Genomic DNA, 19919 nt, shown 5'->3' with positions numbered 1-19919 from the left:
TATAAAAATACCGGCATCACGCCGGTATTTTTCACCTCACTCCAGACCTGAAGACCTTATCTCGCTGACGATGTTCGTCCCTGCAACGCCTGCGGATTCAGGACGAGAGACTGATAATGGTTTACCCAGGAAGAGTATCTCTCTGGCGCATTCCAGACCCGATAGTGTAAACGCGCCATCGTCACCGGATCGCTGAGCAAAACCAGACGCCGATCGCGGTTCAGTTTCTCCGGCGTTTCGTTTAGCGCCTGCTCCACATGACGATCGCGGGCTATTTCCAGTACCTTACTGGCGCGGTGACGCGCAGTGGCCATCGCGGTCGCCAGCGCATTAAGCGACGGGTTAAATACCGCATGCATAAAGCCATCGTCCAGAATACGGCGGCGATTCATCTCCAGATATTTATCGGTATCGACCAACACCTGAGGCGGCGAATACTCTTCCGGGATCAGGAACAGCTTCCAGCGTTTGGTGCGTAATCCTACCGTTGAACGACTGGAGATCACCGAAACAAATGGCGACAGAATCAGCGAAAAGACAATCGGCGCCAGCCAGAACAGAAAGCGTAAATCCAGCCACGCCATACCCACCGCCCAGACCAGCCCCAGCAGCAGTTGAGAGCCGTGACGCATAAAGGCTTCTCCCCACGGCGTAGAATCATCGTCGCGTTGCGGTGAGTTCCAGACCACTTCCCAGCCGAGAAACGCGCTGACCACAAACACGGTATGAAACAGCATACGCACCGGCGCCAGCAATACGGAGAACAGCACTTCCAGCAACAGCGACAGCGTAACGCGCCAGAAACCGCCATACTCTTTGGTGCCTTTACACCAGATCAGCATAATACTGAGCAGCTTCGGCAGGAACAGCAGCACCATCGTTGATGCAAACAGCGCGATTGCCAGTTCCGGACGCCACTGCGGCCAGACCGGAAAAAGCTGGCGCGGCTGAAGGAAATATTGCGGCTCTGTTAACGCATGAACGACCTGCAGCGCGGTAGAAAGCGCGAGGAACATAAACCATAACGGCGCGGACAGATATGACATTACCCCCGTCAGGAACACGGCGCGATGCACCGGGTGCATTCCTTTCACCAGGAACAGACGAAAGTTCATCAGGTTGCCGTGACACCAGCGGCGGTCGCGTTTAAGCTCATCCAGCAGGTTTGGCGGCAGCTCTTCATAGGAGCCGGGGAGATCGTAGGCAATCCAGACGCCCCACCCTGCCCGACGCATTAGCGCCGCCTCCACAAAGTCGTGGGAAAGAATCGATCCGGCGAACGAACCTTCTCCCGGCAGCGGCGCCAGAGCGCAGTGCTCGATAAACGGCTTCACGCGGATAATGGCATTGTGCCCCCAGTAGTGCGACTCCCCCAACTGCCAGAAGTGCAGCCCGGCGGTAAACAGCGGCCCATAGACGCGGGTCGCGAACTGTTGGCAGCGGGCATACAGAGTATCCATCCCCGACGCTTTCGGCGAAGACTGGATAATCCCGGCGTTTGGATTCGCTTCCATCAGGCGCACCAAGCCGCTCAGACACTCGCCGCTCATCACTGAGTCCGCGTCCAGCACCACCATATAGCTGTACTGATTGCCCCAGCGGCGGCAAAAATCGTCAATATTGCCGCTTTTGCGTTTCATACGGCGGCGGCGGCGACGGTAAAAAATTTGGCCTTCGCCCTGCACTTCCGCGATAAGCTCCATCCACGCCTTTTGCTCCGCCACGCAGATATCCGGGTTATAACTGTCGCTAAGGATATAGACGTCGAAATGCGCGGCGTTGCCTGTGGCTTTAACGGACTCCCAGGTCGCGCGCAGACCGGCGAAAACGCGACTAACGTCTTCATTACAGATAGGCATGATCAGCGCCGTCCGGTGTTCCGGATTGAGGGGCTCATCGCCAACCGTAGACGCGGAGATGCTGTACTTATCGCGCCCGATAAGCAGTTGCAGGAAGCCCATCAGCGCCGTCCAGAATCCGGCTGACACCCAGCAGAACAGCACGGCAAACAAAATCAGGATACCGGTTTGCAGCATGTAGGGCAGGAGCTGCATAAAGGAGACCCAAATATCCTGCCCCACCATATCCATAGGATTGATGAGCGCCCATCCCTGATAAGGCAGAATGGTCTTCATATACCAGGTCGCGACGACGGTTTGCGCCAGAGTCAAAATTAACAAAATATAGCGGCGTATAGTGCCGACGGTACGCCATTTTTGCTCGCTCGCCTGCTCTTCTTTTGTCAGACGAGAAACATAGCGCGGCGTTACATCCCGCCCACGCAGACGATCCCAGAAACGGCCAACCGGGTTGGTTCGCCAGGGATCGGGAAACATCGAAGAGCGCGTCGCTTTTGGCATAGCCTGCAACTGATCGCGCCCTTCATCATCTTTAATTAACTGCCCCTTCGCCAATGAATCCGGCCAGGCGTGTTCAAGGCGGGCTTTTACGGAACCCTGCGGTGAATCGTCTTCTCGCGAGTAAGTCCGATGCTCGGCATCCAGCGCCTGATGCACGGCGCGGATGTCAGTTTTCGGCAATGCCGCTTTCTCACGTTCAGAAAGCAGCAATGCGTCAATATACTCAGTTGTTTTATTCATTGGCAGGTAACTGGTAGCTCCAGGTTTCACTTAGCGTCTGATCGGCATTCACCAATGCGGCACGCATTTCCGTGGTTTTCTTCGCGTCTTTGACTTTCACGCGCAGCATTAAACGCCAGCCTTTAGTGACTGGGTTATAGCGTACATTACTGTCAACGATTTCACCGTTATCGCCAATGCTGGTTTGCGCAGCGACGGGCGTATCCGGCGGCAGTTTTTTCATGTCGGCGCCAACGAAATCCACCACAAAGGCAATAGTGCCGTCGGGCTGGCGAATCAGATTTGACTGTTTAACGTCGCCCGTTGAGCGGCGTGTTTGCAGCACCCAGGCATTATCCGGCGCATGAAGTTTATCTTCATCGCGGCTGAAGGTCAGAGTGTACTTGAAGTTCATCTCTTTACCCGGTTCCGGCAGTTGATCCGGAGTCCAGTAAGCGACGATGTTATCGTTGGTTTCATCATTGGTCGGAATTTCAACCAGTTCAACCTTACCTTTGCCCCAGTCGCCTTTCGGGGTAATCCAGGCGCTTGGACGCAGGTCGTAGCGATCGTCTAAATCTTCAAAGCGCGAGAACTCGCGACCACGCTGCAACAGGCCGAATCCCTGAGGGTTTTCCATTGCATAGCTGCTCACAGCGAGGTGTTTTGGATTGTTCAGCGGACGCCAAATCCACTCGCCATTACCCGCATGAATGGATAAGCCGTTCGAGTCATGCAGTTCCGGACGATAGTTGGTCGTCGGCGACGGCTGGTTTGGCCCAAACAGGAACATACTGGTTAATGGCGCAACGCCCAGCTTGCCCACTTTATCGCGCAGATAGACTTTTGACTGCACGTCCACCACGGTATCGCGGCCAGGAATGATCACAAAACGGTAAGCGCCGGTCGCGCGCGGAGAATCGAGTAATGCATAGACGGTCAAACGCTTATCGGTGGGTTTTGGACGCTCAATCCAGAACTCGCGAAAGCGGGGAAACTCTTCACCAGATGGTAAGGCGGTATCAATCGCCAGGCCGCGCGCAGATAAGCCATATACCTGGCCTGCGCCGATAACGCGGAAATAGCTGGCGCCAAGCATACTGACGATTTCGTCGTTCTTATCTTTACTGTTAATGGGGTACAGGACTTTGAACCCGGCGAAGCCTAAATCTTTTACCGTGTCTTTATCGTGCTGAACATTGCCAAAATTGAAGTAATCCGGGCTGTATTTGATTCTTTTGACCGTCGTCGCCGTCACTTCGTTAATCTTGACCGGCGTATCGAAGTACATCCCCTGATGGTAAAATTCGAGCTTAAAAGGGGTCTTTAAGTTGTTCCAGTAGGCTTTATCGCTGTTAAACTGGATCTGCTGATAATCCGCATATTTCATGTCGCGGAAAACGGAGGGCAAGTTGCTTTTAGGCGCCTCATAGCCTTTCCCGGCTAAAGATTGAGCTTGTTTTGCCACGTCATCAATGCTGAACGCCCAGCTCGATGATGCGTAGAGCGTTAACATAATAGCTGCGCCCAACCAACGCATTTTCATCATTTGTCGTTTATGTTTCATAATAAGTAAGCACTTCCCCCTTTGTGTGCTTATATCGATCCGATCCATTTTAATGGATAATCAGGCATTACGACAACTGAATCCAGGCTTTGTTCAGCGCGCTGGCTCATGGATTAAGCACCTCCCGCGCCTGTTTTCACTTTGCGTGCTTATCCTGGAGACAGGTTGTCGGAGTTGGTGTAGGGTTGCTACCGAATGTAACTATAATTCGCCTTATGGATAAGGTGAAAAATCTGAGAATACGTGACCTTATATGAGCTCTGTACCCGCGCCGCGTGAATATTTTCTTGACTCTATCCGCGCATGGCTGATGTTGTTAGGGATTCCCTTTCATATCTCGTTGATCTATTCCACTCACAGTTGGCATGTCAATAGCGCCGCGCCATCGTGGTGGCTAACCCTGTTTAACGATTTTATCCACGCTTTTCGTATGCAGGTGTTTTTTGTTATTTCTGGTTATTTTTCGTACATGTTATTTTTACGTTATCCATTAAAACACTGGTGGAAAGTACGGGTAGAACGTGTGGGTATTCCCATGCTTACCGCAATCCCTTTGCTTACCTTGCCGCAATTTATCCTGTTGCAATATGTCAAAGAGAAAACAGAGAACTGGCCTACACTCTCTGCCTATGAAAAATATAATACGTTAGCGTGGGAACTCATTTCACATCTGTGGTTTTTACTGGTGCTGGTGATATTAACCACCGTCAGCATCGGGATTTTTACCTGGTTCCAAAAAAGGCAGGAAACAAGCAAGCCTCGTCCCGCCGCTATTTCGCTGGCCAAACTTTCGCTTATTTTTTTCCTGCTGGGGGTGGCTTACGCTGCTATCAGGCGCATTATATTCATCGTATATCCGGCAATCCTCAGTGACGGCATGTTCAATTTTATTGTGATGCAAACGCTATTTTATGTGCCGTTTTTTATTCTCGGCGCGTTGGCCTTCATTCACCCCGATCTGAAAGCGCGCTTCACCACGCCCTCACGCGGATGCACTTTAGGCGCTGCCGTTGCTTTTATCGCGTATCTGCTGAATCAACGTTATGGGAGCGGCGACGCCTGGATGTACGAAACCGAATCCGTGATTACGATGGTAATGGGGCTATGGATGGTGAACGTGGTATTTTCACTGGGGCATCGCTTGTTAAACTTTCAGTCCGCGCGTGTCACCTATTTCGTGAATGCTTCGCTGTTTATCTATCTGGTGCATCATCCCTTAACGCTTTTCTTTGGCGCGTATATTACGCCGCATATCTCCTCCAACCTGATCGGGTTCTTGTGCGGGCTGATATTTGTTATGGGTATTGCGTTAATTCTGTATGAAATTCATTTACGCATCCCGCTCCTGAAATTTCTCTTTTCAGGTAAACCGCCGGTAAAACGAGAAAGTCGCGCCACGATCGGGTAGTTTTCCGCGCGTGGGTTCACAGCAACCATTCCACAGGTAAAATTGCCGCCAACCGTACCAGAACTCGTTGCCAGAAACGCGTAGCGGGTTCTTTCTTTAACACCTTTTCCTCTTCTTGCTGACGATCGATCCAGTTAATTCGTCCCCAGCGATCCAGCCGCAGTTGCCAGGCCGCATCGCGTTGGCTCTGTGTAAAACGCTTATGGATAAGCGTCGCCAGCGTTTCACTTTCAATGACAAAGCCCATTTCGGTATTTAAAAGCGTTGAACGGGGATCAAAATTAAGCGACCCGATAAACACCTTACTACCATCAATACTGAACGTTTTAGCATGTAAGCTGGAACCTGAGTTCCCGGTGAGTCCGCGATCATGTACGGCGGTTTCATGTTCGCGGGTCGGTTTCAGTTCGTAGAGCTCCACGCCATAGCGCAGTAATTTCTTGCGCCAGCGCGCGTACCCTGCGTGAACGACCGCCACATCGTTGGCCGCCAGAGAGTTAGTTAAGATGGCGATCTTCACGCCTTTCCTGACCAGATTAAGCAACTGCGCCACGCCTGCGCGCGTAGGGACAAAGTAAGCGGAAATAATGTCGATACGCTCCGTCGGCGACCCCATCACGTCAAATAATCGCTGCGGAAGAAGCGAATGGCGCTGCGCCTTCCCCTCGCCTTTAGAAGGGTCATCGCTAAGCAAGCGTGTTTTTGCCCAAATCAGCGGCAACGTTCCGCGATCGAGATCCGCCATAAACTGGCTGGTTTCCAGCTTATGCAGATAACGGCGGGTGATCTCATCGTTATACCAGGATTCGGGAAGTTCGATACGCTGCGTCAGTTCCTGCTCAGAAAGGGATAATACTTGCTGCAATGTCGACACTGAACTACAGCGCCAGTAACGTTCAAAATCATTGGCGACATCATTGACCACCGGGCCAATGGCCATCACGTCCAGATCGGAAAATAGCGGCTCCTCGCCAGCGCCGAAATAGGCATCGCCGATGTTGCGCCCACCGACCAGCGTCACTACGCCGTCGGCAGTGTAACTTTTATTGTGCATCCGCCGATTCAGCCGCGCAAAATCCGTCAAATATCCCAGCGCGCGTAGCGTACGAAAAGAGAAAGGATTAAACAGACGAACTTCGATATTAGGATGGCTATCCAGCAAGCGCAACGTATCATCCAGACCAGGCGTATTGTTATCATCCAGCAGCAGACGAACATGAACGCCGCGCTTCGCCGCCGACAGCAGTACCGAAAAGAGCAGCCGCCCGGACATATCGTCTTCCCAAATATAATACTGCACATCCAGCGTCCGCGCCGCCATTTCGGTCAGGCGGTAGCGGGCGGCAAAAGCGTCCAGACTGTTATCCAGCGCGAGAATGCCGCACTCTCCGGGATGGCGCGCGCATAGCGGTTCAACGGCACGCTCCAGGCGTGTTTTATCAGGCAGGGTCGTCGCCTTGCTGAGTAAGTAATCTTGCGTAAAGCCGGGCAGTTTCTTCATCATAACAGACAAAGTATACCTGTTCAGGCAGAGCGTAACGGGTAATAAAATCTGAAACCGTCCTGACGGCGACTTCAGCGGCCTGGGCGCGTGGATAGCCATAAACGCCGGTACTGATTGCCGGAAAAGCGATGGAACGAAAGTGATTCGCCTCGGCAAGCAGCAAACAATTCCGGTATGCCTCTTCGAGTAGCTCAGCTTCCTGGTGTTCGCCGCCTCGCCAGACGGGCCCCACTGTGTGAATAACCGCCTTTGCCGAAAGCTTGCCAGCAGGCGTGATAACCGCATGTCCCGTCTGACATTCGCCCTGTTGCTGACGGATGAGTTTACAGGCGTCCAGCAATGCCGGCCCCGCCGCGCGATGAATCGCGCCGTCTACGCCACCGCCGCCCATTAATGATGCGTTAGCGGCATTCACAATCGCATCGACGCTAAGTTGAGTGATATCACCCTGTATGACCTGAAGACGTGATGTCATAACCCCCCCCCCTTTGTCTCACCTTATCTGCAAAGTGTACAGCAGGGCTTTCAACAGAGTCGCTCTTTTTATATCTATGACACCGCCGTTAACGGTACTCAATATTCATCACCGCCAGGCTTTTTTGCGCATCGAGATAATGCAGCCGTACCGTCGCAATGGACTGAATATCCTGCGGTAATCCAGATGCCTGCCGAAGGTCAATCCGGTGCATTTGCTTTTTACCTTCGCGTAGGCAGGTTAAATCAATATTTTCGGCGTGAGTAGAAATATCGCACAGTGGCTCAACAATCGCGCCGCGAAAATGGATAACGCCGCCCTGTACCGTTTGTTGCCCTACCGCAGAATGGATAAAAAAAGCGCAGATACACAGGCCTATGGCAGGGATATTTTTCTTGATTACGGACATGTTAACTCCTCAATGATTAGTCATCCTCGAGGGTTCGGCGTTACCTTATAGCGACATGCCGAGACGATGAGACGCTTTTATCGCCTCTTTATACCCAGGTCAGCCAATCCATTTCCGCCACCATCAAAAACTACTGTGCAGAAGGCGGCCATTGTTGTGATAAATGCAGTGATTGTCCGTCCGAAACAGTAACAATAATTTTAACCGAGTCCTCTGAAGATATATTTACACTAAGACGAGACAACTCAATCGGTTGATTAGCAGGTAAAGATAGCGTTTGTTTTTGCTGTGTATGGCTTTGTCCCCCGACGCCGTCGCGCACAGAGAGAATTTGCACCTGACAGACGCAGGGTTCGTTTAATGTGACCTGAGGGATCACCGTGTAAATATCGCCTTGCTGAGTCGTGGTAAACGTAATCTGATTTGAAAGTGCGGCAAGGAGCAATAAAGTATGCATAATTTCCTCCCGAAAAAAAACAGGGCTTATGCCCTGTTTTTTTATTAGCGCAGACGCTAAATTAATACTGGTTAGCCGTGGCGTTGTTGCCAAAACCAACCTGACGCACCATTACGCTGGAATCAGATGCGGTCTGATTAACCAGCGCGGCGTTATTACCGCCGTATTGACCGACAGTAATATCGGAGTTTTTAGCGTTCCACTGGTCGATGGTGGCATTGTTTCTGAAACCATTCTGAGTCAGTTCAATAGTACTGTTATCCGCACCCTGGCCTACATCGGCGCCGTTACCATAACCGCTCTGGGTAATGGTCGTTTCAGATTTACGGGCATCGCTTTGCAGAGCAAGCGCAGCGTTAGCGGAACCGTACTGATAAATGCTCAACGTGGAATCCGGGCCGGAACTATTGCCGCCGCCGTTATGATTACCGCCGCCGCCCCATTGTGGAACGACGCCAGCCAGAGCACTGCCAGAAACTACGATTGCTGCGAATGCTGCCACTTTTAAAAGTTTCATGGTAAAACCCCCATCGGATTGATTTAAAAGTCGTAACGGTATTAGCGTTGGGTGACGCGAATAGCCATATGCGACTGTTTCTGCACTACAACTGCTGTTTTCTGCGTACCGTACTGGGTAATATTGGCCTTATTTCCAGAACCTTTCTGGATAATAGCCGCACTATTACCGTAAGCGCTTTGCGATATACTGGCATCGTTGGCATTGCCCGTTTGCTCAATATACGCAAAGTTATAATTCCCTGCCTGGTCGACTTTCGCCCGATTATTTCCTCCTTCTTGTGAAATAACGGACAATAGTTTTGATCCTTCCTGGCGTACTCTGGCACTATTATCCGTGCCGACTTGACCAATAATGGCCGCCTGATTAAATGAAGACTTGCTTAATTCATTTACCGCAAAATTATACTCTGAACGAGCCAGATCATAATTTGTCGCGGTTGCAATCCCAGGCGCACCCAGTATTGTCAACATCATAAATAACAATTTGTTTTTCATGCTGTCACCCTGGACCTGGTCGTACATAGCGAAAATTATCTATTACCTTGTTAGCGACATGCGTTTTTTGTTAACGCGTCGTTACGATGAAGAGTATGTCCGTGGAAACATTTTTAATAACTCACCCACGCGTGGTATTTTGTTATTTAAGCTCATACCAAAGTGCTAATAAAACGATAGCCATGTGATTTTTTATAATTGATTTTTGGCCACAGAAGATAGTGTATCGCGCACCTAAAAAATGAAGTGTTGGTGTGTGTTATGCCGCCATGGGGATGTTCTTATGCTTCCCATGTGGGGCAATACGCACAAGACGTGACACACTTCGTTTTTTTTGTCTTTGTGCTGTCCAGGTTAATGCCACGTCTCAAATTTTAAGAAAAAATAAAATCAAAACATAACATATAATAATTAAAATGATTAAAAATCAATGAATTATTATAATTTGTATGATTTTTTAAATCTATGCAATAACAGCGAAATGTACAACTTTACTATCAAATCTAAACTTCAAAAAAACCCAAAAACAACATTTTAATATATATTTTTACATTTGGTTACAAGTTTAACACTTGCTTTAAGATTTGTAATGGCTAGATTGAAAACAGTTAAAAGTATTTTCGTAAATATTTTTCTCTTTCTGGATAATGGGCTATTTCAACCCACAGCAGTGCAACATCTGTCAGTACTTCTGGTGCCTTTATTTTATGGGGGCAGCTGTCAGATGTGCGATTAAAAAAAGTGGAGTTTCATCATGTTTAATGAAGTCCATAGTAGTCATGGTCACACACTATTGTTGATCACAAAGCCATCTCTGCAAGCTACGGCATTATTGCAACATTTAAAGCAATCGCTGGCCATAACCGGAAAACTGCATAATATTCAACGTTCTCTGGAAGATATCTCGGCCGGTTGCATTGTTTTAATGGATATGATGGAAGCGGATAAGAAGCTTATCCACTATTGGCAGGATAATTTAAGCCGCAAAAACAATAATATAAAAACATTATTGTTAAATACCCCTGACGATTATCCCTACCGTGAAATTGAAAACTGGCCTCATATTAACGGCGTGTTTTACGCTACTGAAGACCAGGAACACGTGGTCAGCGGATTACAGGGTATTCTGCGTGGCGAATGCTATTTTTCACAAAAATTAGCCAGTTACCTGATTACGCACTCAGGAAATTACCGCTACAACAGCACCGAGTCCGCATTACTCACTCATCGCGAAAAAGAGATCCTCAATAAGTTACGTATTGGTGCCTCTAATAATGAAATCGCGAGGTCGCTATTTATCAGCGAGAATACGGTTAAGACACATCTTTATAATCTTTTCAAAAAGATAGCTGTCAAAAATCGCACCCAGGCAGTTTCATGGGCAAACGATAATCTCAGGCGGTAAGGCCATGAAACGCTATCTGACCTGGATTGTAGCAGCAGAGTTACTGTTCGCTACCGGAAACCTGCATGCCAATGAAGTTGAAGTCGAGGTTCCCGGATTGTTAACCGACCATACCGTCTCTTCGATAGGACATGAATTCTATCGTGCATTCAGCGACAAATGGGAAAGCGAATACACCGGCAATCTGACCATTAATGAAAGACCCAGTGCGCGTTGGGGAAGCTGGATCACCATAACGGTAAATCAGGACGTTATTTTCCAGACCTTTTTATTTCCAATGAAAAGAGACTTCGAGAAAACCGTCGTCTTCGCATTAGCGCAAACAGAGGAAGCATTAAATCGCCGACAAATAGATCAAACGCTATTAAGTACGAGTGATTTAGCGCGTGATGAATTCTAAAACATGATTTTTATCCGGAGGCTGTCATGCGTGTTAAACATGCAGTAGTGCTGCTCATGCTTTTTTCGCCATTAACCTGGGCTGGAAATATGACGTTCCAGTTCCGTAATCCTAACTTTGGTGGAAACCCCAATAACGGTTCCTTTTTATTGAATAGCGCCCAGGCGCAAAATTCATATAAAGACCCCGCTTATGATAACGATTTTGGTATCGAAACCCCCTCAGCGTTGGATAACTTTACGCAGGCTATTCAATCGCAAATTCTGGGCGGCTTGTTGACCAATATTAATACCGGGAAACCAGGACGTATGGTGACCAACGATTTTATTATCGATATCGCTAATCGCGACGGACAGCTCCAGCTCAACGTCACGGACAGAAAAACGGGAAGAACCTCGACCATCGAAGTGTCAGGTTTACAAACTCAGTCAACCGATTTTTAAGCTACAGTCACTAAAGGATATAAATCATGCCGCGCTTACTTATTTTGGTTGCCGTTTTATTGTTGAGCGGATGCTTAACTGCCCCGCCGAAACAAGCTGCGAAACCGACATTAATGCCCCGCGCACAAAGTTACAAAGATTTGACGCACTTACCTGCTCCCACCGGTAAGATCTTTGTTTCGGTATATAACATTCAGGATGAAACGGGCCAATTTAAACCTTACCCGGCAAGTAACTTTTCTACGGCTGTGCCGCAGAGCGCCACCGCTATGTTGGTCACTGCGCTGAAAGATTCGCGCTGGTTTATCCCGCTGGAACGACAAGGCTTACAGAATCTTTTGAATGAACGGAAAATTATTCGCGCAGCCCAGGAAAACGGCACCGTGGCGATGAATAACCGTATCCCGCTTCAGTCGCTGACGGCGGCAAATATTATGGTGGAAGGTTCTATTATTGGTTATGAAAGTAACGTCAAATCCGGCGGGGTCGGCGCAAGATATTTCGGTATTGGCGCCGATACGCAGTATCAGCTGGATCAGATTGCTGTCAACCTGCGCGTGGTTAACGTCAGTACGGGCGAGATCCTTTCCTCGGTGAACACCAGTAAAACGATCCTTTCCTATGAAGTACAGGCAGGCGTGTTCCGTTTTATTGATTACCAGCGCTTACTGGAAGGCGAAATCGGCTATACCTCGAACGAACCGGTGATGCTGTGTCTGATGTCAGCCATTGAAACCGGCGTTATCTTCCTCATTAATGATGGTATCGATCGCGGACTGTGGGATTTGCAGAATAAAGCGGACAGGCAAAATGATATTCTGGTGAAATACCGTGAGCTGTCAGTACCGCCAGAATCCTGATGAATACGACAAAGCGTGGGGAAGAACCCCACGCTTTTTTATTTTGTGACCGCCGTATTCGCTGAATGTTGCTCGCGGCGTGATGCCAGCCATAGCCCACTATTTTTCATGGCATAGCCAAAGATTAGCCCCAGCGCCAGCGACGGTAATACCAACCGCCAGTCACCCTGCCCTGCAAATGTCGCGCAGGCGCCGATAAATGTTCCCGGAACAAAAGAAAGCAATAGCTGCTTTGCCTGGATACACATCAGGAATGCCACGATCCCCGTCAACACGTAACTGACAATTTCCAGATGCGGCGCCAACGCGCTACCGTGAATAATGACCAGCGCCCACACCATACCGCTTAACAGCGTACAGGCGGAAATCAACAATCCCTTAAAGCCGCCCTGCGGACAGGCGAAATAAGCCGTACAGCCTAAAAAACCGGCCCAGCTTAGTAACCCCAGGGAGACAGCCCCCCATCCCCATATTCCAGAAAGGATGCCCGTCGTGATAGCAATAGAAAGAAGTATGTTCATGGCGCGCATCATAACAGAAAAGCGGCACATTAATGAGATCACGCACACATTTTATGCAATGATGTAAAACCCGTTGCAGTTAAGGGTGATTTACATCACATTATTCTTCATCTTCTTCCTGAAGTTCATCCCACATGGCCCCTATCGCATCACGCGTTAGCGGCGCCAGAGTGCGCCAGAATGGCGTAACGGCATGGGCTTCAACTTTACCGAGGAAGGTATTGCACCAGGGAAGCAGATAATCGGCAAATAAGGTTTCCAGCGCTTCACTTTCATCTTCGGCAGACTGATCTTCCAGCCAGGAGGCCGCGAGCAATAAAGTGCCAATGTGATCGGCAGGCGTATCGGCCAGCGGCATCCCTCGCGACGTTAAAAAAGCGCGCACCTCAGACTCTTCCGCGCCTTCGACCCACGCACTGCGGTATGGCGCTACCGCGCACTCTTCCCCAACAAATAACGCATTGTAATCAGTGGAAATCTGCGTGATATCGCAGCTTTTCTGTAAACGCGCCAGCATGTCATCCTGCTCCAGCGGCCAGTTTGCCGCCAGTTTACCTTCACGGATTAACGTAAACAGCGGAACCAGTAAAGGATCTTGCGGTTGGCGGTAAAACAACGATCCCAGCACACGGCACAGGATTGAAAACTCATTCATTGATATCTTCCCGTAAATAACGATTAAAGTTCGGCAAATTCCGGTACAGGCGCCATACCGCGTGATTCGAGAAAGGCCAGTAAGCGCTGCGGCGAGACGTTCAGGATTCGATCTTCCGGAAAATTCACCGCATCCAGAATTTTCCGGCATTCGGTGAAATCGCCAAGCGTAAAGGCCGTATGGGAATCAGAGCCTAACGCTACCCAGCCTCCCGCATCGCGTACGGCGGCAGCGACCGCGCGGCAATTATCTTCGCTTCCTTTACGCGAATGCAGAAAAGAAGAGTTGTTGATTTCCAGCGCTACATGGTGTTTCGCCGCCGCCTGCGCGATGGCTTTAACCTCCACTGGATACTTTGGATTTCCGGGGTGACTAATTATATGCACCTTGCCGCTGGCGATGGTCGCGATCATCGCCTGAGTATTGGTTTCTTTATCATGCGGCGCAAAAACGGGCTCATGAAAGCCTGCGATAATCAGATCCAGCGAGTCGAACATCTTTCCGGAACAATCAATTTCACCGTTAATATTCTTGATATTCGCCTCAATGCCACGCAGTATCCCCACGCCGTCAACCAGACGCGGCCAGATGCGCATGTTAATAAAATGCCAGTGATGCGGCGCATCTTCCATGTCCGGACCATGATCGGTAATCGCAAAAAGTTTAATGCCTTTGCGTTTGGCTTCCGCGATATAATCGCTCAGAGTACTGTAGGCATGAGTGCTGGCGACGGTATGCATATGCAGGTCAACGGGATACATTGCTCTCTCCTGTAGTCATTTCCGACAAGGATAGCAGGTATCGCCAGCGTTTTTTAGCGAAACCCGGCCCGCGCCGGGTTGTATCAATATCCTCTCGCCCGATCCACCTGCCCCGTCACCGGCTCTCCCTTCTCCAGCTGGGTAATGGTGCGGCTAATATAATCGATGGCTTCCGCCGGACGGGTGACTGCCGCAATGTGCGGCGTCATGGCGACTCGCGGATGGCGCCATAATGGACTTTCCTGCGGTAACGGTTCCTGGCTAAAGACATCCAACATCGCGCCTTTTAGCTTACCGCTATCAAGCGCAGCCAGCAGATCCGCCTCCTGAACATGAACGCCGCGCGCGAGATTCAGCACGTAAGCGCCATCCGGCAATTGATCCAACAATTCGCTATTAATAATTCCTACCGTTTGGGCCGTATTCGGCAGCAGATTAATCAGCACCCGCGTCTGGTTCAGGAAAGCGCGCAGCTCTTCACGCCCTACATAACTTTCCACGCCAGGCCAGGATTTGCGGCTACGACTCCAGCAACGTAACGGGAACCCCCACGCCTGTAGACTTTCTGCCACTTTTGCGCCCAGTACCCCTGCGCCCATGATACCGACGCTAAACTCTTCGCGGGTATATTCCGGCAACGGTTTCCATAGCGCCTGATTTTTCAGCGCCTGATAATCATCGAAACGACGGAACCAGTGTAATACCTGGCTGACGGCATACTCCTGCATTTGCAGGCCCATTCCGGTATCTTCCAGACGGAATAGAGGAATGGAGGCGTCCAGCATTTCCGGATGCGCATTTAATTTACTCAGAATTGCATCCACCCCCGCGCCCAGCACAAAGACGGCTTTTAAGCGTCTTCCGGCCAGCATTTCAACCGGGGGCTGCCATACAAGCGCATAGTCTGCGGGGTTGTTATCACCGACCTTCCATTCACGAACGCGCGCATGTGGGAGAGCCTTCTCCAGCGCATTTACCCACCAGGCGGCGTTAAATGTCGGGTGATAAAAAATTATCTCCATGTTATCTCCTGAGCAGTATTGTGCGGAATGTGATTGCGCCTGTTATCAGCGTTTTCAACGGGATGTGCAGCATAGCAAATTTCCCGGCGCGGGCAAAAAAAGCAGTTTTCGCTTATTAAAACCACAGATTGGTGGAAGTTTGTATAAACGCGCTTTTTTTTGAAAAAAGTTGATTGACGTAGAATGGATATTTCCCTACATTAGCGCCCGTTCCAGTAATGCTGGAGCGACAATTTGGTGAGGTGTCCGAGTGGCTGAAGGAGCACGCCTGGAAAGTGTGTATACGGCAACGTATCGGGGGTTCGAATCCCCCCCTCACCGCCATATTTAAGTTGAGAGCCTGTACAGAAGTACGGGCTTTTTGCTTATATGTATCCCCCAAACTAAGGGGGGATGAGAACCACCGACCGGGGTTCGACAACTGGCGCAGCCAGTTGGACAGACGACGAGCTTGCGAGGAGACTGCCCGAAGGGCGAGCGCAGCGAGTCAATCCCCCCCTCACCGCCATATTCAAGTTGAGAGCCTGTACAGAAGTAAGGGCTTTTTGCTTATATGTATCCCCCAAACCAAGGGGGGATGAGAACCACCGACCGGGGTTCGACAACTGGCGCAGCCAGTTGGACAGACGACGAGCTTGCGAGGAGACTGCCCGAAGGGCGAGCGCAGCGAGTCAATCCCCCCCTCACCGCCATATTCAAGTTGAGAGCCTGTACAGAAGTAAGGGCTTTTTGCTTATATGTATCCCCCAAACCAAGGGGGGATGAGAACCACCGACCGGGGTTCGACAACTGGCGCAGCCAGTTGGACAGACGACGAGCTTGCGAGGAGACTGCCCGAAGGGCGAGCGCAGCGAGTCAATCCCCCCCTCACCGCCATATTTAAGTTGAGAGCCTGTACAGAAGTACGGGCTTTTTGCTTATATGTGCCCCGTCCATTGCCGGATGGCGGCACAGTTCACGGGCGCCTTATCCGGTCTACATAAGCGCAGCGCCACCGGCCAATAACACCACCATCCGGCTTTCAATTTTAGCCAAGAATTTCAGTGAGTTTTACTTTGCGCCCCTCGTTTGAGGAAAGCGTCGCAGCATCAGCGGTAGCAATGGCATTTGTCGCCGCTTCTCCCGTTAGCAATTTAGCAAACTCCTCGCCTGGCTCCAGACCGTTTATCACATCATGCAAGTACTGCATCTCCAGTTTCATAATTGATGAGAGCCACATCGGCGTACGTTTACCGGGTTTACCATAAGCGATTGCGCCATCCATCTCGCTGGATATGTTACCGTTGCGACGATCATCATCCTCCGCCTGGCTTTCATGCACAAGAAAGTGTGTTTTTTTGCCCGCTTTTATTAGATAACCAGCCGTGTTTTGCATATCAATGAGAATTGCACCTGTCGTGCCCTCAATTAATACATAGTGCTCAGGGTAGTGGAACGATGATCCCCACTGAAGTGTCGCGAAACGACCGCTTTCAAACTCAAGGGTGATTAGGACAACATCATCTTCATCACCAAATTTTTCACCTTTGTGCGCAACATTCCCCGCCGCCATTGAAACCAGGGATGGGGTTTCATCCATGATGAACAGTGTACAATCTAGCTCGTGAATGTGATGATACAGATGCCCACCTGACTTTGCGCGAATCTTCTTCCATGAGATCTCATCCTGCACGTCTTCAAAACCATTACGTTTAGTGTGAACTTGTGTAACTTCACCAATTTCACCAGCTTTGATGAGCGCTTTAGCGTGGCGAACCCCGTGAAAAAAGTTCATAACGTGACCCGCCATAAAGGTAACACCAGCTTCTTTGCAGGCATCAACCATATCCTTACAATCCTGGTAATTTAAGGCGATAGGTTTTTCACAAAACACGTGTTTACCCGCTTTAGCCGCCGCAATGACTGGCGCTTTATGTAAGTAATTTGGTGAAGCAATAATTACGCAATCCACATCAGGATGGGAACAAAGCGCCTCCATCGTTGCAGTGGCGACACAGTTCAACTCTTTCGCTATCGGAGCCGCATTTACCGGATCGTAAATCGCAGTGATTTTCGCCCCTTCAACCTTAGACATAAATCGCGCCAGTTCAGCGCCAAAATAACCTGTACCTACAACACCGTATTTCGTCATCATTTATCCTCTATTAAAATTCTTTTGTTGATTGAAAACTTTCACGACGTGCTTTTAGTCTATCCGGAATGGATAGGCCAATAATGAGTAGAATTGTTGCGGTCCAGAAAGCAACAATGAACGTTAGCGCAGCGCCTAGCCCCATTGTTATTCCAAGCCAGGTCGCCGCCATTGAATTGAATGTGCCTGATGTCGCAGCAAGATTATAAATCAGCCCGGTACCCAAACCACGAACCTCAAGAGGAAAGTAGTCGTAGAGAAATTTGGGAACCAACCCGCCAACACCTACGTTAGTCGCCATTAAACCGAATAAACATGCGCCCAGCAGTAAATAATTATCTTGCGGAATTCTGAATAACGGGAAAATGAATAAAAAGGACATGAGAAGACCAATGCTGAACGTTTTCTTCAAACCAATTCTATCTGCGCACAGACCCCAAACGATATTTCCCAATACAGTGCCGAATGCCGCCGCCGTCATTAAATTAGAGACCACGCCCGTATCAAAGCCCTCTCCCGTCAAATATGTAGGCAGTAGACCAAAGATCGGCCAGTTTGCGCCGAAAATAGAGAACAGAACAATAAATACACATAATGTCAGTGGAAATTGAGCTCGATTAAATAGCCCTTTCATTGACAAAGAGAAAACTGACCAGGCACTTTGTGAATGCTTTCCGGGACCACTGAGTTTAGCTTCTTCCCACTCTTTAGATTCAGGAGCCCTGGCCCGGATGTAGATTACTAAAAGAACGGGTAGCAAACCGACAAAAAAAGCAGCACGCCAACCATACGCTTCGGCAAATGACGGCATAAAATAGGCTGCTATGATGTTACCAATACCGAAACCTGAAACCAGAAATGCGCTCGCTTTAGATTTTAAATGCTTTGGCCAACTTTCCACGGCATAAGTAGAAGCGCAAGCATACTCCCCCGCCATCCCCATACCGACAATGAAGCGACTAAGCGTCAGCATAATTACACCGGAAGCCAGGCCACTTAACCCTGTACCTACAGAATAGGCAACTATCGACCACATCATCAACGGCTTACGGCCAAATTTGTCTGCCAGCAGACCAAATAGCGCCCCGCCAAATGGTCGCCCAATAAAGGCCGCTGTGGCAAGGAATGCGCCCTCCATATCTGTCAATCCTAAGTCAGCCTTGATCAGATACATAATGTAGAAAATCAGCATAAAGTCGAAGCCGTCAAAAACGTAACCCAGCCATGCTGAAAATAAAGCATTTTTTTGTGGACGAGTTATCTCGCTATACCACGGGAAGAATTTTGCTATCACAATAAAACCCTTATTTGCTGTTACCGTCTGAAATGCTTACGGAATTAATTTTTAAGTCATATCAATTGCCGAATAAGACACTATCAATCGGCACTTTCCGACAACCGCCTGAGATCGTAGCTATGTAAGGCGTATATTCATTGTTTATCATCCTTGTTCGTAGCTACGTTAAGGACGTGAATACTCAAGACAAAGTCTAACGTTCTGTAACGTAGCTACGGGCTATAAGATTATCGATATGAATACTAAGCAAAGATTAGTACAGTAACTCTTTAACCTTTCTCAAAAGTGGTATTGTAATCCAACGCGATAACGGGTCTGTCTCTCATCGGTATTATTTCTCACCGCTACATTTCCGACCTCAACGTATGGTGTAAATGACTTATTCAGTTTCCAGGCTAAAGCCACATTATGTTCATAGTTTGTTTTTTTGTTATCAAATTTAATTTGATCGCTATCCATCCAGGTAAAGTTATATTCTAATTTCAACTCATCAAAAACATAACCTATATAAGTATCAAATCTATTCGTTTTCTCATCATCACTATAGTTAGCTGTCTTCCTTGCATAGTCATAACGGTAACGACCAGCCATATAAACACCAGAATCAAAATTATATTGCCCCCTTAAATAAGGCTTATAAATTGAAGTGTCTGGACCGCTTTCAAATATAAATCCAGGCTGCAAAACAAAATTGTCCGTAACTTTATAATTATAACTTACGCCCAGTTCTATAGCGTTTGCGACGAGATCGCTTAAATGCTTATCCTGCTCACCATCTACTCCTCCCGATTTAACGCTGGCATCGACATAAAAACCAATGCCGTTAGGAAGCTTTTCAATTATAGCAATACGGTCTTTATTAATTCTGGTTCTATCAGCATATTCATGCCGATAATCAAGGGTTGCCGCTTGTAGATATGATGAAAATGCTATAAACGAAACCATACCCAGAAGATATTTGTTGATTTTCATAAAATACTCCGCTCATCAATTAACTTTATTTTTGTATTT

Annotated in this window: 20 protein-coding genes, 1 tRNA gene and 20 other annotated features; of the genes, 6 read left to right on the top strand and 15 right to left on the bottom strand. The window is 48.9% G+C overall.

Annotated features, from left to right (window positions below):
- Positions 1-56: 56 nt before the first annotated feature.
- On the bottom strand, positions 57-2600 hold the full coding sequence (gene mdoH / locus STM1151; RefSeq protein ID NP_460122.1) for a membrane glycosyltransferase: 2544 nt from the start codon (positions 2598-2600) through the stop codon (positions 57-59).
- Positions 2593-4224 (bottom strand): periplasmic glucans biosynthesis protein gene (gene mdoG, locus STM1150; protein NP_460121.1). Within the gene, positions 2593-4128 belong to an annotated coding region; the region does not span the whole gene. Before mdoG ends, mdoH begins: the two co-directional genes overlap by 8 nt.
- Positions 4192-4200, bottom strand: a -10 signal (putative -10_signal for mdoG; RegulonDB:STMLTH004474). (Overlaps the previous gene by 9 nt.)
- Positions 4216-4224, bottom strand: a -35 signal (putative -35_signal for mdoG; RegulonDB:STMLTH004474). Its footprint lies within the gene mdoG.
- Before the next feature lie 157 nt (positions 4225-4381).
- Positions 4382-4387 (top strand) — a ribosome-binding site (putative RBS for mdoC; RegulonDB:STMS1H001418).
- Between mdoG and mdoC the strand changes: the two genes are divergently transcribed.
- Positions 4382-5554, top strand: a protein-coding gene (gene mdoC, locus STM1149; protein NP_460120.1) for a membrane protein. Within the gene, positions 4400-5554 belong to an annotated coding region; the region does not span the whole gene. Its footprint overlaps the feature before it by 6 nt.
- A gap of 16 nt (positions 5555-5570) precedes the next feature.
- Here the strand turns inward: mdoC and ymdC are convergent.
- The 6 genes from ymdC to csgB all read right to left on the bottom strand — a co-directional run bounded on the left by ymdC (position 5571) and on the right by csgB (position 9535).
- Positions 5571-7055 carry a putative phospholipase gene (gene ymdC / locus STM1148; RefSeq protein NP_460119.3) on the bottom strand — a complete coding sequence of 495 codons (1485 nt, stop codon included), beginning with the start codon at positions 7053-7055 and terminating at the stop codon, positions 5571-5573.
- Positions 6994-7547, bottom strand: a protein-coding gene (locus tag STM1147; protein ID NP_460118.1) for a putative ACR protein. Within the gene, positions 6994-7533 belong to an annotated coding region; the region does not span the whole gene. The genes ymdC and STM1147 overlap by 62 nt, the downstream gene beginning before the upstream one ends.
- Positions 7542-7547, bottom strand: a ribosome-binding site (putative RBS for STM1147; RegulonDB:STMS1H001417). It overlaps the preceding gene by 6 nt.
- A 74-nt stretch (positions 7548-7621) precedes the next feature.
- Positions 7622-7953, bottom strand: a protein-coding gene (gene ymdA / locus STM1146; protein NP_460117.1) for a putative periplasmic protein. Within the gene, positions 7622-7942 belong to an annotated coding region; the region does not span the whole gene.
- Positions 7948-7953: a ribosome-binding site (putative RBS for ymdA; RegulonDB:STMS1H001416), on the bottom strand. Its footprint overlaps the gene before it by 6 nt.
- 119 nt (positions 7954-8072) lie before the next feature.
- The gene (gene csgC, locus STM1145; protein NP_460116.1) for a putative curli production protein occupies positions 8073-8408 on the bottom strand. Within the gene, positions 8073-8399 belong to an annotated coding region; the region does not span the whole gene.
- Positions 8403-8408: a ribosome-binding site (putative RBS for csgC; RegulonDB:STMS1H001415), on the bottom strand. (Overlaps the previous gene by 6 nt.)
- 52 nt (positions 8409-8460) lie before the next feature.
- Positions 8461-8930 (bottom strand): curlin major subunit gene (gene csgA, locus STM1144; protein ID NP_460115.1). Within the gene, positions 8461-8916 belong to an annotated coding region; the region does not span the whole gene.
- Positions 8925-8930 (bottom strand) — a ribosome-binding site (putative RBS for csgA; RegulonDB:STMS1H001414). Its footprint overlaps the gene before it by 6 nt.
- A gap of 27 nt (positions 8931-8957) precedes the next feature.
- The gene (gene csgB / locus STM1143) for a minor curlin subunit precursor (RefSeq protein NP_460114.1) occupies positions 8958-9535 on the bottom strand. Within the gene, positions 8958-9413 belong to an annotated coding region; the region does not span the whole gene.
- Positions 9420-9425, bottom strand: a ribosome-binding site (putative RBS for csgB; RegulonDB:STMS1H001413). (Overlaps the previous gene by 6 nt.)
- Positions 9503-9511, bottom strand: a -10 signal (putative -10_signal for csgB; RegulonDB:STMLTH004473).
- Positions 9527-9535 (bottom strand) — a -35 signal (putative -35_signal for csgB; RegulonDB:STMLTH004473).
- 619 nt (positions 9536-10154) lie before the next feature.
- Positions 10155-10160, top strand: a ribosome-binding site (putative RBS for csgD; RegulonDB:STMS1H001412).
- Between csgB and csgD the strand changes: the two genes are divergently transcribed.
- The 4 genes from csgD (at position 10155) to csgG (ending at position 12521) form a co-directional block, all read left to right on the top strand.
- Positions 10155-10818 (top strand): putative transcriptional regulator gene (csgD, locus tag STM1142; RefSeq protein ID NP_460113.1). Within the gene, positions 10168-10818 belong to an annotated coding region; the region does not span the whole gene. Its footprint overlaps the feature before it by 6 nt.
- Positions 10809-10814, top strand: a ribosome-binding site (putative RBS for csgE; RegulonDB:STMS1H001411). It overlaps the preceding gene by 6 nt.
- Positions 10809-11218 (top strand): curli production assembly/transport component, 2nd curli operon gene (csgE, locus tag STM1141; RefSeq protein NP_460112.1). Within the gene, positions 10823-11218 belong to an annotated coding region; the region does not span the whole gene. The genes csgD and csgE overlap by 10 nt, the downstream gene beginning before the upstream one ends.
- 14 nt (positions 11219-11232) lie before the next feature.
- Positions 11233-11238 (top strand) — a ribosome-binding site (putative RBS for csgF; RegulonDB:STMS1H001410).
- Positions 11233-11661 (top strand): curli production assembly/transport component, 2nd curli operon gene (gene csgF, locus STM1140; RefSeq protein ID NP_460111.1). Within the gene, positions 11245-11661 belong to an annotated coding region; the region does not span the whole gene. It overlaps the preceding feature by 6 nt.
- A 13-nt stretch (positions 11662-11674) precedes the next feature.
- Positions 11675-11680: a ribosome-binding site (putative RBS for csgG; RegulonDB:STMS1H001409), on the top strand.
- Positions 11675-12521, top strand: a protein-coding gene (csgG, locus tag STM1139; protein ID NP_460110.1) for a putative transcriptional regulator in curly assembly/transport, 2nd curli operon. Within the gene, positions 11688-12521 belong to an annotated coding region; the region does not span the whole gene. (Overlaps the previous feature by 6 nt.)
- 38 nt (positions 12522-12559) lie before the next feature.
- On the opposite strand, the gene ycdZ is transcribed toward csgG, so the two are convergent.
- The 4 genes from ycdZ to ycdW form a co-directional block, all read right to left on the bottom strand.
- Positions 12560-13090 carry a putative inner membrane protein gene (gene ycdZ, locus STM1138; RefSeq protein ID NP_460109.1) on the bottom strand — a complete coding sequence of 177 codons (531 nt, stop codon included), beginning with the start codon at positions 13088-13090 and terminating at the stop codon, positions 12560-12562.
- Between the two features lie 52 nt (positions 13091-13142).
- Positions 13143-13711 (bottom strand): putative oxidoreductase component gene (ycdY, locus tag STM1137; protein NP_460108.1). Within the gene, positions 13143-13697 belong to an annotated coding region; the region does not span the whole gene.
- Positions 13706-13711 (bottom strand) — a ribosome-binding site (putative RBS for ycdY; RegulonDB:STMS1H001408). Its footprint overlaps the gene before it by 6 nt.
- 9 nt (positions 13712-13720) lie before the next feature.
- Positions 13721-14470 (bottom strand): putative Histidinol phosphatase gene (gene ycdX / locus STM1136; RefSeq protein NP_460107.1). Within the gene, positions 13721-14458 belong to an annotated coding region; the region does not span the whole gene.
- Positions 14465-14470 (bottom strand) — a ribosome-binding site (putative RBS for ycdX; RegulonDB:STMS1H001407). It overlaps the preceding gene by 6 nt.
- 71 nt (positions 14471-14541) lie before the next feature.
- The gene (gene ycdW / locus STM1135) for a putative oxidoreductase (RefSeq protein ID NP_460106.1) occupies positions 14542-15491 on the bottom strand. Within the gene, positions 14542-15480 belong to an annotated coding region; the region does not span the whole gene.
- Positions 15486-15491: a ribosome-binding site (putative RBS for ycdW; RegulonDB:STMS1H001406), on the bottom strand. It overlaps the preceding gene by 6 nt.
- A gap of 227 nt (positions 15492-15718) precedes the next feature.
- Between ycdW and serX the strand changes: the two genes are divergently transcribed.
- A tRNA-Ser gene (gene serX, locus STM1134) sits at positions 15719-15803 on the top strand.
- Between the two features lie 704 nt (positions 15804-16507).
- Here the strand turns inward: serX and STM1133 are convergent.
- The 3 genes from STM1133 to STM1131 all read right to left on the bottom strand — a co-directional run bounded on the left by STM1133 (position 16508) and on the right by STM1131 (position 19892).
- Positions 16508-17622 (bottom strand): putative dehydrogenases and related proteins gene (locus STM1133; RefSeq protein NP_460105.1). Within the gene, positions 16508-17614 belong to an annotated coding region; the region does not span the whole gene.
- Positions 17617-17622 (bottom strand) — a ribosome-binding site (putative RBS for STM1133; RegulonDB:STMS1H001404). It overlaps the preceding gene by 6 nt.
- Before the next feature lie 2 nt (positions 17623-17624).
- Positions 17625-18917, bottom strand: a protein-coding gene (locus STM1132; protein NP_460104.1) for a putative sugar transport protein. Within the gene, positions 17625-18905 belong to an annotated coding region; the region does not span the whole gene.
- Positions 18912-18917, bottom strand: a ribosome-binding site (putative RBS for STM1132; RegulonDB:STMS1H001403). (Overlaps the previous gene by 6 nt.)
- Before the next feature lie 270 nt (positions 18918-19187).
- The gene (locus STM1131) for a putative outer membrane protein (protein ID NP_460103.1) occupies positions 19188-19892 on the bottom strand. Within the gene, positions 19188-19880 belong to an annotated coding region; the region does not span the whole gene.
- Positions 19887-19892, bottom strand: a ribosome-binding site (putative RBS for STM1131; RegulonDB:STMS1H001402). (Overlaps the previous gene by 6 nt.)
- Positions 19893-19919 lie beyond the last annotated feature (27 nt).

The organism is Salmonella enterica subsp. enterica serovar Typhimurium str. LT2, from assembly GCF_000006945.2.
Taxonomy (GTDB): domain Bacteria; phylum Pseudomonadota; class Gammaproteobacteria; order Enterobacterales; family Enterobacteriaceae; genus Salmonella; species Salmonella enterica.
The sequence above is the reverse complement of the archived record's forward strand: the minus strand, read 5'-3'. Positions and strand labels throughout refer to the sequence as shown.